Consider the following 14,305-nt stretch of genomic DNA (forward strand, 5'->3'; position numbering starts at 1 on the left):
AGCTGGATGGAGAGTCCATTCAAGGGCAAGACCGGCCTGCGCCGCGTCTGGAACGCCTTTCACTATTCGCTCGACGGACTGCGCGCGGCCTACCGCCACGAGGACGCCTTTCGCCAGGAGGTCTGGCTGGCGCTGCTCCTGATCCCGCTGGCGCTGTGGCTTGGAGACGGGGCGGTGTCGAAGGGGCTGATGATCGGCAGCGTGATGCTGGTGCTGATCGTCGAACTGATCAACTCGGCCATCGAGGCCACTGTCGACCGCATCTCGCTCGAAAGCCACCGCCTGGCGAAGCGCGCCAAGGATATCGGCAGCGCGGCCGTGCTGATCGCGCTGCTCAATGTCGGCGTGGTCTGGGGGCTGGTGCTGTTCGGGTGAGGTGATCCGGAAATGAAACCGGGCGCAGCGCGCCCGGTCGAACTTTCGAAATGGCCTGGCGCAGAACCCGCGCCGGGAAGCGCCCGGTCCGCACTCAAGTCGCACTCAAGCCGATTTGGGACCCCAGTGGCGCACCGGGCCGGTATCGATATGGACGAAGTCGGAGTCAGGGTAGTAACCGACCCCGCCGGCACCGAGGGCGATGGCCGCATCGCGCACGCGGGCGGTGTCGCAACCGACCAGGCGGATGTCGATGGCCTTGCCGTCCATGTGCTGGCTGCGCTTGGCGACGCCGCCGCCCCCCGTCTTGCGCAGCATCGCGTTCGTCTTGGGGGAACGGTAGCCGGAGATGATTTCGAAGGTCTCCCCGCCGCAGCTCACGCTGAGTGCGTGGAGGATGTCGTACAGTCGGGGATCCATGCGGGCCACTTCGCCGGTCCGAAAGTCGCGGAGCAGCCAGTTCATGCGCTTGATCGCCGGCTCGATGTAGCCGCGGCGGTTGCGGAACGCGGTGCTGAGATGTTCGTCGGTGTGGGTGTGTCGAAAGGACAGGTGGAGCATGTCGCCCGCCTCTGCAGAAGCAAAGGGAAGGGCCAGCGGTAGCGAGGCGAGGCCTTTCAGGAACAGACGGCGATGCGGGACGGTGTGGTGGCGGGAACGTGAGAACATGAATAATCTTCAGTCCGTACAAGCACTTGAAGGCGGCATGCTAACCGAACTCGGGATTGGTTTGCGCAAATCAGTTGTAACGGTCGCGACCCTTTTGACGGTGGCAGTGATCGGAGCGCCGCAGACAACTCTGGCCGTGGGCGTCGCGGCGGCGGACGGCGCCGCCGCCGGGCAGCCGGCCGCAGCGCTGCCTGCGCTGATCGAGGCGGGCCTGCTGGCCGGCGCCTACGACGTCGACGAGACCGTCCAGATCTTCTATCGGCAACGGGGTTTTCAGCCTGTCTGGAATCGGCCCGAGCGCATCCACGAACTGATCGCGGCGGTCGAAGCCCTGCGCGACCATGGGCTGGATCCTTCGGAGTTCGAGGCCGATGGCCTGCGCGCCGAGGCGTCCCTGTCCGTGGCGGCACTCCCGCCCGAGCGGCAGGTCGAGCGGGAGCTGCGCCTGACGGGCACGCTGGCCCGTCTGGTGCAGCAGATTCGCTTCGGCAGGGTCGATCCGCGCGGCCTCTACCGCATGTGGAACTTCTCGGTGCCGGAGCAGGCCTTCGAGCGCGCCCTGCGGCTCTCTGGCGTCGTCGATGGACCGTCGCTGCAGGCGGCCGTGGAAGCCCAGGCGCCCGATCTGCCGCTCTATCGCGAACTGCGCGCAGCGCTGCAGCAGTATCGCGCGCTGGCGGCCTTGGGCGACTGGCCAAAGGTGCCCGGCGGCGCAACCCTGCGGCCGGGCGAGCGCAGCGCGCGCGTGCCCGCGGTGCGAGCCCGGCTGGCGGCCGAGGGCGAGGGCGAGGGTGATGACGGGTTGGTCGGCAGCGACGATCCGGCGCGCTACGACGACGCGCTGGCCCGAGCCGTGATGCGCTTCCAGCAGCGTGCCGGTCTGGCGCCGGACGCAGCCATCGGGCGGCAGACGGTCGATGCGCTCAACATCGGCCCCGCGCAACGTGTCGACCAGATCCGCGTCAACCTCGAGCGCCTGCGCTGGGTGGCGCAGGACATGCAAGGCGATCACCTGCTGGTGGACATCACCGCATACCATGCTCATCTCTGGCTCGGCGGGCTGCCTGCATGGTCGTCGCGTGTGATCGTCGGCAAATCCGCGCGGGCGACGCCGGCCTTGCTCGACAGCGTTCAGCACCTCGTCTTCAACCCGAAGTGGGTGGTTCCGCCGACGATCCTGCGCGAAGACGTGATCCCGGGCGTGGTGCGCAACCCGGAGTACCTCACCGATCATCGCATGCGCGTCGTCGACCGTTCCGGCCAGGCGGTCGATCCGGCACTGATCGACTGGCAGAACGCGAGGCGCAGTGGTTTTCCCTACATGATCGTGCAGGCGTCGGGCGCAGACGGATCGCTCGGGCGGATCAAGTTTTCGCTCGCCAATCCCTACTCGATCTACCTGCACGACACCAACGCGCGTTCGCTGTTCCGGCGCGACATGCGCGCATTGAGTTCAGGCTGCGTGCGACTGGAGAAGCCGCAGGAGCTGGCGCTGATCCTGCTCGACGATGCCGCGCGCTGGACCCCCGAGGCGCTGGAGGCGGCGCTGGCGGGCGGCAAGACCCGCAGCGTGCCGGTGGCGCGCGAGATCCCGGTGCTGCTCCACTATGCGACTGCCGGCCTGGACGAGGAAGGACGCTTCCAGTTTCGCCCCGACATCTACGATCGTGATGCGGCGGTGCTGGCCGCCTTGAACGCCGCGCCTCGCTGACGCGCTGGTCGCTGGCGCGGCTGGTCCCTGTCACGCAGCAGACACGCCGGCGTAACGCCGCGGTCTTTTTCGCCGCCTATGCTGCGGCGCATGAAAGCGATCGATTTCACGACCGAAGAGCTCTGTCATGATCCGCGGCTGCGCATCGCCCTGGTGACCGAGACCTGGCCGCCGGAAGTCAACGGCGTGGCAATGACGCTCAAGCGCATGGTCGATGGCCTGATCAAGCGCGGCCACAGCGTGCAGCTGGTGCGGCCGAAGCAGACGCCTGGCGACGTGGCACTGCGGGGTGGCGCGCTGGAGGAGGTGCTGTCGCGCGGGCTGAAGCTGCCGCGCTACGACGGCCTCAAGCTCGGCCTGCCGGCCAAGTCGCGGCTGGTGCGAACCTGGACGCGGCAGCGGCCCGATCTGGTGCACGTCGCCACCGAGGGGCCGCTCGGCTGGACCGCGGTCTCTGCCGCCGCCAAGCTTCGGCTGCCGGTGACCTCCGATTTCCACACCAACTTCGACCACTACAGTGCGCACTACGGCGTGGGTTGGCTGCGCCAGCCCGTTGCGGCCTATCTGCGCCGCTTCCACAACCGCACTGCCGCCACCTTCGTACCGACCGGCGAACTGGCCCACGCCCTCGCCGGTCAGGGTTACGAGCGGGTCGAGGTGATCTCGCGCGGGGTGGATACGACGCTGTATTCGCCCGCCCGCCGCAGCGACGAACTGCGCGCGCAGTGGGGCGTGGCGCCCGGCGGACTGGTCGTGGTCAGCGTCGGCCGCCTCGCGCCCGAAAAGAACCTGGGCCTGACCCTGCGCGCGTTCGCGGCGATCCGCCAGCAGCGGCCCGATGCGCGCATGGTGGTGGTCGGCGACGGCCCGATGCGCGAGGCGCTCGCGCGCGACTGTCCGCAGGCGGTGCTCGCCGGCATGCGCCATGGCGAGGATCTGGCGGCGCACTATGCGTCGGCCGACCTCTTCCTTTTCCCCAGCCTCACCGAGACCTTCGGCAACGTCACGCTGGAGGGCATGGCGAGCGGGCTATGCACCGTTGCCTACGACTACGCGGCGGCGGCCGAGGTGATCCACGACCTGCACAACGGCGCCGTGCTGCGTTGCGGTGACGAGGACGGCTTCATCGAACGTGCGGTGCAACTGGCCTGTGCGGATGAACTGCGCATCGAGATCGGCCGCGAGGCGCGGCGCAGCGCGGAGGGTATCGACTGGGAGCGGGTGAACGACCATTTTGCCGAAGCGCTGGTGCGCGTCTGGCGCGGTGGCGTCGGTGCCCGCGATGGCAGGACCGTGTTGCGTACGCAGGAGGCGGAAAGCTGATGCCGGCCGTTCGAGCGATCTTCATCTCCGATGTCCATCTGGGCACACGGGCGAGCCAGGCCGACCGCCTGCATGCCTTCCTGAAGGAGTACGAGTCGGAGTACCTCTACCTGCTGGGCGACATCATCGATTTCTGGTCGATGAGTCGCAGCGTGCAGTGGGCGCCCGCCCACAACACGGTGGTGCAGAAGGTGCTGCGGCGTGCACGGCATGGCGACAAGGTGTTCTTCATCCCGGGCAATCACGACGAGACGCTGCGCGAGTACACCGGCATCGCGTTCGGCGACATCCGCGTCGAGAGCGAGTGGATTCACGAGACCATCGACGGCCGCCGCTACTGGCTGATCCACGGCGACGAGTACGACCAGGTCACGCGCCACCACCGCTGGGTGGCCGTGCTGGGCGACGTGGCCTACAACGCGCTGGTGCGGCTGAACCTGATGCTGTCGCGCGTGCGCCGCCTGTTGCGCATCCCTGGCTACTGGTCGCTGGCGGGCTACGCGAAACAGAAGGTGAAGCGCGCGGTCAGCTTCATCTTCGACTTCGAGGATGCGGTCGCACACGCGGCCCAGCAGCGCGGGGTCGATGGCGTGATCTGTGGTCACATCCACTGGGCGGCCGACCGCCGCATCGGCAACGTGCGTTACCTGAACTGCGGCGATTGGGTCGACACCTGCAGTGCCGTTGTGGAGCACTACGACGGCCGGATCGAGGTGTTGCAGTGGGGCGCGCAGGCCGTGCCGCAGGCGCGCCCGGACGAGCCTGGCGTTCCCGTGCCCGCCGCGCAGCCGGCGGAGCCCGCGACTGCGGCGAAGTCCGTGCTCGAACTCGAGCGCCTCTATCTCACTCCCGACGTCTGATCGCGCGCTGCCGGGGGCTCGCGCATCAGCCCGACGGCAAGGCGGATGCCGAGCCAGGCATTGACCAGCGCAAAGCCCGCCACCACGATCATCGCCAGCGGCACGAGGGGGTAGGTGCGCAGGATCCAGGCCAGAACCGACGACATCACATTGAGCACCACCATCATCCAGAAGGCCGGATTGCGGGGTTGCCAGAGGCGGGAAAGCTTCATCGGGATTCCAGGGCAGGGTGGGCCCGCAGCCTGCCGCGGCGCGCGATGAAGAGGACCGCCAGCGCCAGGACGACCTCGATGGCGCCGATGGTGATGAACACCGGGGCATTGGGGTTGGCGGAGAATTGGCCGTAGAACGCCAGCAGCAGACTGCTGATGAGCGGTCCGGCAGCGAAGCCGAGTGACCCCGCCATGTTGAACGCGGCCAATGCGCTGGCGCGGCAGTCCTCGCCACCGTAATGCGCCGCCAGCACCAGCGAGGGCGCGTACATCAGCGCGGCGATGACGCCGCCGGCGGCCATCGTGCCGACCACCCAGTCCGGCGGCACGAAGACCAGCGCGCCGAGAAAGACGCCGTACAGCACGCTGCCCGCGACCATCATCAGCAGCGGATCCCAGTGGCGCGACAGGTGGCCGGCTGGCCAGGTCAGCAGCGAGAACGGAATCAGGAAGGCCGCCATCGCACCGCCGATGGCGCGTGCATCGAAGCCGAGGGTGAGCCCGAGATAGAGTGACAGCGTCGACACGATGAAGCCGACCGTGAGCCGGTCGGCAAACGAGAAGGCGAGCGGGATCGCCAGGGCCCGGCGGGTGCGCAGCGTGGCGAGGATCTCGCCGATCGCGAGGCGGGGGCGGGCGCCGCCGCTGTCCTGCAAGGCGATGGCGCCGAGGCCGGCCAGTGCCACCGACAGCAGGCCGCCACCCAGCGGCACCCACGCCGGGTCGATGCCGCCGATCACGCCGCCCAGCGGTGCGCCAGTGGCCACGCCGAGGCTGATCGCTGCGCCGATCGCACCCATGCGTCCGCCCAGCCCGCCGCGCCCGACGTGGTCGGCGCCCAGCGCCATCAGCAGCGACAGCGCGGACATGTGGGCGAAGCCTTCGATGAGGCGCAGGGACAGCAGCAGGGCGTAGCTGTCGATGTGGCGATAGGCGAGAGCGATGCCGAGCAGCGTCAGGCCGTTCAGGGCCAGCGCAGCGACGGCGAGCGCCTTGCGCCGGCCTAGGCGGTCGGACAGCAGACCGGCGACCGGTGCGCCCAGCAGCGCACCGATCATGTTGATGGACATGAAGAAGTGGCTGGCGAACTGGCTCAGGCCGGCGAAGCGCTGCGCGGTGAACTCCGACAGCACCGGCACCATCCCGGTCACCGGCAGCATCAGTCCGAACAGCAGCAGGAGCGGAGCGAGCGTCCGTACCGGGGCGATGCCATCGGAGGCGGTGGAAGGAGCGGCCATGGAGGAAGAGGCGGGACGGTAAGCGCCCAATGATACGCTGACCGCACCGTGCCCAAGCCCGGCCCGAGGGGAAAGCGCTTCCGCCCCGGGCACGCGCAGCCAGCGTGCGCCTCAAGCCGTTATGCCTCGCCGAATCCGTCCGTTTCCAGCGCGTCGCGATGCGGCGCGGGTCCGGCATTGCCGAGCGAGGCCGCAGTCAGCGTGCTTGCGTGCAACGGCCTTCGACTTGTCAGTCCTCGTCGCGACCCAGGCGCGGAAAGCCGCCCGCGATCCACCTGACAGCCTCGGCATTGGTGAGCCGGAAGTCCGGCCGAACGCGCTCCTGCGCCACTTCCTCGCCTTCGTCGTCGATGGCGCTGAGCGTGGCAAAGGGCTCGTATTCGTCGGGCGTGATGTCGAGCCGGATTTCCCACTGGCGTTCGAGCGCGAACACCGTCAGGCGCTTGTGCAGGGCTGCGTGTGCCTGTTGCGCGTGGCGCTGCAGCACCTCGGTCGCCGTCTTGACCAAGGTGTTGAAAGCGGACTGGTCGAGCGGCTTGGGGTTCTTCTTGTCCCGTCCCATGGTCCAGGGGCCGACGAGGGCGGGTTCGGGCTCGCCGTCCTTGAACATCTCGACGGCCCAGCCGTCGTCATCCTCGTTCTTGACGACGCGTGCGGTCCAGCCGTTGTCGTGCCACAACCGGTCTTCGCGAATCGCGGTGTTGGAACTGTCCTGTGCGGCATCGGTTGAATCAGTGGGGGCGGGGAGGTCTGTGTGCTGCATGGGGCCTGGGGCTGGAGTCGGGGTGGAGTCGATGGCGTCGTGCGCGATCAGGCGCGGCTGTGGGGACGTCGCAGGCGGGGCGGCAAGCCTGGACGCTGCGCGAGTCCGTGCGGGCCGGGCCGTGGGTGCGGGCATGACTGCGTCTGGGAGGGCAAGACTGAGTTGGCTCACGTGAGGCTATCCGGGGTGCTTTCCGAGAGGCTGAAATTTTATACAGTTATTGCGTTCGTGCAAGCCTGGCGGAATCACGATGTCGAGGCGCAAGCGGCATGGGAGGTTTTCCCCAGCCGGTGGGGACAGGCTTGTGGGGCGACTTGTGGATAAGTGCCGGCAGGGCGCGGCCGTCCTGGGAACGACGCTGATGCCTCACAAATAGGCAGCGGCGGGGCGTGGCGTGTCAGCGCGGTCTTTATGTCCGCGCTCAGGCTGCCTGCAAAGAAACGGTCATAATTCGCGGCAATAATTCAACTAATATTAAAACGTTGTTGAACGGAGACCGTACATGAAAGTGGGCATCAATGGCATGGGCCGCATCGGGCGGCTGGCACTGCGTGCGGCGATGGGCGCGGCGGAGCGGCAGGCGGACGATCCGCGCGCCGGCAACCGCCTGGAAGTCGTGCATCTCAACGAACTGAAGGGCGGAGCGGCGGCGACCGCCCACCTGCTGGCCTTCGACAGCGTGCAGGGCAAGTGGCGCGCCGACCTCCGCGCCGAGGGCGAGGACGCGATCCGCATCGACGATCGTACGCTGTCGTTCTCGTCGCATGCGACCGCCGCGGAGATCCCCTGGGGCGAACTGGGCGTGGACGTGGTGCTGGAATGCACCGGCAAGTTCCTGACCCCCGAGACCCTGCAGGGGCATCTCGATCGCGGCGCCAAGCGCGTGATCGTGGCCGCCCCGGTCAAGACCGGCGGCGTGCTCAACATCGTGGTCGGCATCAACCACGAGCGCTACGATCCGACGCGCGACCGCATCGTCACGGCGGCCTCGTGCACGACCAACTGCCTCGCGCCGGTGGTGAAGGTGGTGCATGAGAACCTCGGCATCCGCCGCGGCCAGATCACTACCATCCACGACCCCACCAACACCAACCTGGTGGTCGACGCACCGCACAAGGATCTGCGCCGCGCGCGCAGTTCGCTGATGAGCCTGGCGCCCACCACCACCGGCAGCGCCACCGCGATTGCGCTGATCTACCCGGAGTTGAAGGGCAAGCTCAACGGCCATGCGGTGCGCGCGCCGGTGTTGAACGCCTCGCTCACCGACTGCGTGTTCGAGTTGCAGCGCGAGACCACGGTGGAGGAGGTGAATGCGCTGTTCAAGGCCGCGGCCGAAGGTCCGCTCGCCGGCATCCTCGGCTACGAGGAGCGCCCGCTGGTGAGCGTCGATTACGCGCGCGATACGCGCAGTTCGATCGTCGACGCGCTCTCCACCATGGTCACCGACGGCACGTTGCTCAAGGTTTACGCCTGGTACGACAACGAGATGGGCTACGCCTGCCGCATGGTCGACCTCGCCTGCCACATGGACGCCGTGGGCATCTGAAAACCATGCAACACGCCGCGCGCAACTACGCCATCGTCACCGCCGCCTACTGGGGCTTCACGCTCACCGACGGCGCGCTGCGCATGCTGGTGCTGCTGCATTTCTATCGGCTCGGCTACTCGCCCTTCACACTCGCCTTCCTGTTTCTGCTCTACGAGGCGGCAGGTGTACTGGCGAACCTGGTGGGCGGCTGGCTGGCGACGCACTACGGCATCGCGCGCATGCTGGCGGTGGGCTTGGTGACGCAGATTGTCGGCTTCGTGCTGCTGTCGGTGCTCGATCCGGGCTGGACGGCGGCGATGGCGGTGGCCTGGGTGGTGGTGGCGCAGGGCATCTGCGGCGTGGCCAAGGACCTGACCAAGACCGCGAGCAAGTCGGCGATCAAGATCACCCAGGCGGAGGCGAAGGCCGAGGCCCAAGGGGGAAGCCCGGGGCAACTCTTCAAGTGGGTAGCGTGGTTCACCGGCAGCAAGAATGCGATGAAGGGCATCGGCTTCTTCCTTGGCGGCCTGCTGCTGGAGACCCTGGGCTTTCGCGGCGCGCTGTGGGCGATGGCGGGGCTGTTGGCGCTGGTGCTCGCGGGGGTGCTGCTGTCGCTGCCGCCGATGATGGGCAGAAAGAAGGCCTCGAGGTCGGTGCGCGAACTGTTTGCCAAGAACCCCGGCATCAACGCCCTGGCCGCCGCGCGGGTGGTGCTGTTCGGTGCGCGCGACGTGTGGTTCGTGGTCGGCGTGCCGGTGTTCCTGTACTCGGCAGGCTGGACCTTCACGATGGTCGGGACCTTCCTCGCCGCGTGGACCATCGCCTACGGCGTGGTGCAGGCGCTGGCGCCGCAGATCGTGCGCCGCAGTGCCGACGGCCTCAGCCATGAGGTGCCGGCGGCGCGGCTGTGGTCGGCGCTGCTGGCCTTGATTGCGGCGGCGTTGGCGGCGGCGGTGTGGCTGCAGGCGCCGAATCTGGAATGGGTGGTGGTCGGCGGGCTAGGGCTGTTCGGCTTTGCCTTTGCGGTCAACTCCTCGGTGCATTCCTACCTGGTGCTCGCCTATGCAGGCTCGGAGAAGGCGGCCGAGGATGTCGGCTTCTACTACGCCGCCAACGCGCTCGGCCGCTTCATCGGCACGCTGCTGTCGGGCCTGCTGTACCAGTGGGGCGGGCTGCTGTATGCGCTGATCGGTTCAGCCGTGATGCTGCTGATCTGCTGGCTGACGACGCTGGCCCTGCCGCTGGCACGTCACGATGCCGCCCGGGTGGAGTCCTGAGCAATCTGGAGAACGAATATGGAAAAGAACACTGCGCTGCCGATCTTCGAGGCCCTGTCCTCGGGCATCCGGCTGGACGTCTTTCGCCTGCTGGTCCGCGTCGGGCCCGAGGGCATGGTGGCGGGCGAGCTGTCGGCCGCGCTCGATGTCCCGCCCACCAACCTGTCCTTCCATCTGAAGACGCTGACCCATGCGGGCCTGGTGTCGGCCGAGCAGGAAGGCCGCTTCCAGCGCTACCGCGCCAACATGGCGCTGATGCGCGAACTGGTCGCCTACCTCACCGAGGAGTGCTGCGCGGGGGCGCCCGCGCTGTGCGGCGTCGATGCCTGTGCCTCGGGATTGAACTGCTGAACTGAAAGACCGCCCGATCCGGGCTCATAACGATTACTGGAGTCTCCCATGTCCGACAAGATCTACAACGTGCTCTTCCTGTGCTCGGCCAACTCGGCGCGCAGCATCATCGCCGAGGTCATCCTCAATCAGATCGGGAAGGGCCGGTTCCAGGCCTACAGTGCGGGCAGCATGCCGCGGGGCGAGGTGCACCCGATGACCCTGCAGGTGCTGCAGGGACAGGGCTATGACGTCAGCGCGCTGCGCAGCAAGAGCTGGGATGAGTTCGCCCGCCCCGACGCGCCGCAGATGGACTTCGTCTTCACCGTGTGCGACCAGACTGCCGGCGAGGTCTGCCCGGTGTGGCTGGGTCAGCCGCTGACCGCACACTGGGGTGTCGCGGACCCGGTGAAGGTCGAAGGCAGCGAGCAGCGCCGCCGCGACGCCTTCAGCCTGACGCAGAATCAGCTCCTCAACCGCCTGCGGTTGTTTACGAGCCTGCCGCTGGCCAAGCTCGACCGCCTCGCCATCCAGCACGAGATCGACCGCATCGGCCAGACGCCGGCAGAGGGCTGAGATGGGGCTGTTCGAACGCTACCTCAGCGTGTGGGTGGGGCTGGGGATTCTTGGGGGGGTGGGCCTGGGCTTGGTCGCGCCGGGCGCCTTCCAGACGGTTGCCGGTCTCGAGTTCGCCCAGGTCAATCTGGTGGTGGCCGTGTTCATCTGGGTGATGATCTACCCGATGATGATCCAGATCGACTGGCATGCGGTGAAGGACGTGGGCAAGAAGCCGCAGGGCCTGCTCCTGACCCTGGTGGTCAATTGGCTGATCAAACCCTTCACGATGGCGGCGCTGGGGGTGCTGTTCTTCCAGCATCTTTTCGCGCCCTGGGTCGATCCGGCTTCGGCCAGCGAGTACATCGCCGGCATGATCCTGCTCGGCGTGGCGCCGTGCACCGCGATGGTGTTCGTGTGGAGCCAGCTGGTGAAGGGCGATCCCAACTACACCCTGGTGCAGGTGTCGGTGAACGACCTCATCATGGTGTTTGCCTTCGCCCCGATCGCCGCCTTCCTGCTCGGTGTCACCGATCTCACCGTGCCGTGGGAGACGCTGCTGCTGTCGACGGTGCTCTACGTGGTGCTGCCGCTCGTGGCCGGCATGGCGACCCGGCACGTGCTCGAACGCCGTTCGGCACAGGCAGTCGCTGAATTCGTCGGCCGGCTGAAGCCTTGGTCCATCGTCGGCCTGATCGCCACCGTGGTGCTGCTGTTCGGTTTCCAGGCACGTACGATCGTGGCGCAACCACTGGTGATCGGCCTGATCGCGTTGCCGCTGCTGGTGCAGAGCTACGGCATCTTCCTGATCGCCTATGTCGCCGCGAAGGCGATGAAGCTGCCGCACAACGTGGCGGGGCCGGCCTGCCTGATCGGTACGTCCAACTTCTTCGAGCTGGCGGTGGCGGTGGCGATCTCGCTGTTCGGGCTGAACTCGGGCGCGGCGCTGGCAACCGTGGTCGGCGTGCTGGTGGAAGTGCCGGTGATGCTGTCGCTGGTGGCGATCGTCAACCGCACGCGGTACTGGTTTCCAGCGCCGATCGCGCGGCGCTGAGCGAAACCGCGCTAGCGCGAGCTGTTTGCTTGCGGATCGGCGGCGCGGCTGGGGTCGGGGGTGTCCTCGGGAAGGTCGAGGCCCCAGTCCCCATGCATGTACCAGTCGTCGCCAAGCATTTCCGCAGGGTGCATGGTGCGCCCAGAACCGTTGCCGCACCCGAGGGCGTCTGCTGCGCAGTACTTGTCGCAACCCCAGCAGATGCGCTCGGGGTGCTTCGGGTGGAGGGGGAACTTCTTGACCATGGGAAGCCCTGCAGAAGGGGAGTGCCCAAGGCTAAGCCTTTGCCGCAGTCAATGCACTGACTGCAATCAAGTCTGGAAGGTTTTGCTTTGGAGATCCCGTGCACTCCGCCCGACGAGGGTGCTCTGCCGTTGCCTCGTCGGCCCGTAGAGCCTGATGCAGAACGCCAGCTAGAAAAAGAAAAAGCCCTGAAGAATCAGGGCTTTCCGGTGTTCGGTGGCGGACAGGGCGGGATTCGAACCCGCGTTGGGATATTATCCCAAACACGCTTTCCAGGCGTGCGACTTAAACCACTCATCCACCTGTCCATCGAAGCCCGGCAGTATAGCCGAAAGAGGCGGGCATAGGAAGAAAAAGATGTGAGGCGAGAGGCGCGTGCTTCAATCAGCCAAGTAGGTCTTGACTTCGGCCAGCACGGCCTTCAGTTCATGTTTTAGCGGGGCGACATCCGCTTCGGTCGGGCGATAGACGGAACCGTCCTGCTTGCAGCGCGATTCGATGCGCTGCGCGATCTCGACGGCGTTGCTGGCGTGGAGCTGGGCCAGCGTACCGCGCACGGTGTGCGTCACCCGGGCCAGCGCCAGCGCATCGCCGGCTGACGCCGCGGCCTGAAGGTCGGCCTGCGCACCATCATGCCAATCCGCGAACGCGCCAAGCACGCTGGCGACGACGGCCTCGTTGTCGAACAGGTCGTGAAGCAGGGCCTGAGGGGCGAAGTGCGTGTAGCTTCCTTCCGGCATTCAATGGCTCCCGGGGCTGCCGATGGTTTGGGTCAGGGCGGCGACCGTGACGGGCTTGATCAGTACCGCATCGAAACCGTCGGCCAGAAAACGGTCGATGTCCTCGTTCATCGCATGTGCCGTGTAGGCAACGATACGGACATCCTTGCATTCCGGATTGCTCCGGATTCGTGCGCACGCCTCTTCGCCGCCGATGTCCGGCATCGAGATGTCCAGCAGGATCACTGCAGGTCGAACCGACTGGAGACGGTCGAGCATCGGGGCGGCGCCTTCGAACGCCTCGATGCGCCAGCCGAGGCGTTGCATGAGCGCAGTCGCGACCTTGACGTTGATTGCGTTATCGTCGGTGACGAAGGCCAGGTTCTGGTCGATATCCATCAGTCGATTCGCCGGGCGGAACATTCGAAGCTGCGTGGCCGTGAAGACCGACCCGCCACATGCGGCGAGTGTAGCGCTAACCGGTTGTCCTTCGTCATCGCCGAACGGTCGGAGTCCGGTTCCAGGGTTGCAGCGTGGGTTTTCGAGTCGGCGTCTGTTCGGTAGCCCTGACTCGGCGTTCGGTCCGTCGGCGAGTCTGCGCGCCACATCACCGCAACATGCGCATCGACCCCGGCCGAGGCCGGCGTCAGCCGGTCGTGCGGGTGCGCCGGCGCTGCGCCACCAGCGCTTGCATGTAGCCGTGGAGTTCGTGGAAGGGGACGGGCTTGCGATACGCGGTGACGTCCTCGGGGAGGCCACCTTCGGCCGCGATCTCTTCAGCGCTGAGGGCAGATACCACGACGATGGCGACTTCGCTGGCGAGCGGGTTCTCGCGCAGGCGCCGGATCATCTCGAAGCCATCGAGGCCGGGCATGCGCAGGTCTGCGATGAGCAGATCGGGCGGTTCGCGGCCGACTTCAACGAGGGCGTCGAGGCCGTGATCGAACACGCACAACTCGATATCCATCGTCCATTCGCCGAAGGTTTCGCGGTACACCTGCTGCAGCAGGCTGTCGTCTTCGACCACCACCACCCGGAGCTTGGCGCCGTTGTTGCGCGGACGGGCGCTGCCCGTATGCTGGCTGCGGGCGAGGAGCGCATCGACCGAGTCCTGACGGATGCGGCGGTGGCCGCCGGCCGTCTTCCAGCCTGCCAAGGTTCCGCTCTCGACCATCTGCTGGACCGCTCCGAGCGAAAGTCCGAGCTGGCGGGCGGCCTGAGCGGTGCTGATGAATTCGCGTGTGGAGTCAGCGTTGCGCGCCATTTGTGATCCGACGAAATGCGTAAAACAGTGAAAATAACAGCATTGGGTCGATTGCGGCAAACCCAATTTTGACCGGGCCAAATTATTCTTACAAATGGGTGATCTGACCAGCGCACATGACCCTTGGATGCGTGCTTGCGCCGCACCGCGGTGATACGCAAGGGGCCTTCGGCGAGCCGGCAGA

Annotated in this window: 17 protein-coding genes and 1 tRNA gene; 9 read left to right on the forward strand and 9 right to left on the reverse strand. The window is 66.9% G+C overall.

From position 1 onward, the window contains the following. Positions 1 to 6: 6 nt before the first annotated feature. A complete protein-coding gene (locus tag C664_RS03130) occupies positions 7 to 375 on the forward strand; it encodes a diacylglycerol kinase (protein WP_004253152.1) in 369 nt (122 codons plus the stop codon). 105 nt (positions 376 to 480) lie between these two features. Here the strand turns inward: C664_RS03130 and C664_RS03135 are convergent, their stop codons facing one another. Next, entirely contained in the window at positions 481 to 1,044 is a 564-nt protein-coding gene (locus tag C664_RS03135) for a YcbK family protein (protein WP_004253154.1), read from the reverse strand. 100 nt (positions 1,045 to 1,144) lie between these two features. Between C664_RS03135 and C664_RS03140 the strand changes: the two genes are divergently transcribed. The 3 genes from C664_RS03140 (at position 1,145) to C664_RS03150 (ending at position 4,938) form a co-directional block, all read left to right on the forward strand. Then, the gene (locus tag C664_RS03140) at positions 1,145 to 2,755 is read left to right on the forward strand and encodes a L,D-transpeptidase family protein (RefSeq protein ID WP_232435057.1); all 1,611 of its coding nucleotides are present in this window, start codon (positions 1,145 to 1,147) and stop codon (positions 2,753 to 2,755) included. Between the two features lie 90 nt (positions 2,756 to 2,845). Further along, positions 2,846 to 4,078 (forward strand): glycosyltransferase family 4 protein, encoded by a 1,233-nt coding sequence (locus C664_RS03145; RefSeq protein WP_038010845.1) that lies wholly within the window; start codon positions 2,846 to 2,848, stop codon positions 4,076 to 4,078. Beyond that, positions 4,078 to 4,938: a UDP-2,3-diacylglucosamine diphosphatase gene (locus C664_RS03150; RefSeq protein WP_004253158.1), complete on the forward strand. Its 861-nt coding sequence runs from the start codon at positions 4,078 to 4,080 to the stop codon at positions 4,936 to 4,938. The genes C664_RS03145 and C664_RS03150 overlap by 1 nt, the downstream gene beginning before the upstream one ends. On the opposite strand, the gene C664_RS03155 is transcribed toward C664_RS03150, so the two are convergent. The 3 genes from C664_RS03155 to C664_RS03165 all read right to left on the reverse strand — a co-directional run bounded on the left by C664_RS03155 (position 4,917) and on the right by C664_RS03165 (position 7,151). Then, positions 4,917 to 5,150 carry a hypothetical protein gene (locus C664_RS03155; protein WP_004253160.1) on the reverse strand — a complete coding sequence of 78 codons (234 nt, stop codon included), beginning with the start codon at positions 5,148 to 5,150 and terminating at the stop codon, positions 4,917 to 4,919. The genes C664_RS03150 and C664_RS03155 overlap by 22 nt on opposite strands. Further along, positions 5,147 to 6,388, reverse strand: coding sequence for an MFS transporter (locus C664_RS03160; protein ID WP_004253161.1), 1,242 nt, complete (start codon positions 6,386 to 6,388; stop codon positions 5,147 to 5,149). The genes C664_RS03155 and C664_RS03160 overlap by 4 nt, the downstream gene beginning before the upstream one ends. Before the next feature lie 229 nt (positions 6,389 to 6,617). Next, positions 6,618 to 7,151 carry a hypothetical protein gene (locus tag C664_RS03165; RefSeq protein WP_038010757.1) on the reverse strand — a complete coding sequence of 178 codons (534 nt, stop codon included), beginning with the start codon at positions 7,149 to 7,151 and terminating at the stop codon, positions 6,618 to 6,620. Between the two features lie 502 nt (positions 7,152 to 7,653). Between C664_RS03165 and C664_RS03170 the strand changes: the two genes are divergently transcribed. From C664_RS03170 to arsB, 5 genes are read left to right on the forward strand one after another with little or no spacing between them, the layout of a single operon-like run. Further along, entirely contained in the window at positions 7,654 to 8,697 is a 1,044-nt protein-coding gene (locus C664_RS03170) for an ArsJ-associated glyceraldehyde-3-phosphate dehydrogenase (RefSeq protein ID WP_004253167.1), read from the forward strand. Between the two features lie 5 nt (positions 8,698 to 8,702). Then, the gene (gene arsJ / locus C664_RS03175) at positions 8,703 to 9,956 is read left to right on the forward strand and encodes an organoarsenical effux MFS transporter ArsJ (RefSeq protein ID WP_004253170.1); all 1,254 of its coding nucleotides are present in this window, start codon (positions 8,703 to 8,705) and stop codon (positions 9,954 to 9,956) included. 18 nt (positions 9,957 to 9,974) lie between these two features. After that, entirely contained in the window at positions 9,975 to 10,307 is a 333-nt protein-coding gene (locus C664_RS03180; RefSeq protein ID WP_004253172.1) for an ArsR/SmtB family transcription factor, read from the forward strand. Between the two features lie 48 nt (positions 10,308 to 10,355). After that, a complete protein-coding gene (locus C664_RS03185) occupies positions 10,356 to 10,862 on the forward strand; it encodes an arsenate reductase ArsC (protein WP_004253176.1) in 507 nt (168 codons plus the stop codon). A 1-nt stretch (position 10,863) separates the two neighbouring features. Further along, the gene (gene arsB, locus C664_RS03190; RefSeq protein ID WP_004253178.1) at positions 10,864 to 11,895 is read left to right on the forward strand and encodes an ACR3 family arsenite efflux transporter; all 1,032 of its coding nucleotides are present in this window, start codon (positions 10,864 to 10,866) and stop codon (positions 11,893 to 11,895) included. Positions 11,896 to 11,906: 11 nt separating this feature from the next. On the opposite strand, the gene C664_RS03195 is transcribed toward arsB, so the two are convergent. The 5 genes from C664_RS03195 to C664_RS03215 form a co-directional block, all read right to left on the reverse strand. After that, positions 11,907 to 12,140: a DUF3079 domain-containing protein gene (locus C664_RS03195; protein WP_004253182.1), complete on the reverse strand. Its 234-nt coding sequence runs from the start codon at positions 12,138 to 12,140 to the stop codon at positions 11,907 to 11,909. Between the two features lie 215 nt (positions 12,141 to 12,355). Continuing rightward, a tRNA-Ser gene (locus C664_RS03200) sits at positions 12,356 to 12,446 on the reverse strand. 72 nt (positions 12,447 to 12,518) lie between these two features. Then, on the reverse strand, positions 12,519 to 12,878 hold the full coding sequence (locus C664_RS03205; RefSeq protein ID WP_004253185.1) for an Hpt domain-containing protein: 360 nt from the start codon (positions 12,876 to 12,878) through the stop codon (positions 12,519 to 12,521). Further along, positions 12,879 to 13,280 (reverse strand): response regulator, encoded by a 402-nt coding sequence (locus tag C664_RS03210; RefSeq protein ID WP_004253188.1) that lies wholly within the window; start codon positions 13,278 to 13,280, stop codon positions 12,879 to 12,881. It abuts the gene before it with no gap. Between the two features lie 223 nt (positions 13,281 to 13,503). Continuing rightward, entirely contained in the window at positions 13,504 to 14,121 is a 618-nt protein-coding gene (locus C664_RS03215; protein WP_004253192.1) for a response regulator, read from the reverse strand. Positions 14,122 to 14,305 lie beyond the last annotated feature (184 nt).

The sequence above is a fragment of the Thauera sp. 63 genome (assembly GCF_000310165.2).
Lineage (GTDB): Bacteria > Pseudomonadota > Gammaproteobacteria > Burkholderiales > Rhodocyclaceae > Thauera > Thauera humireducens.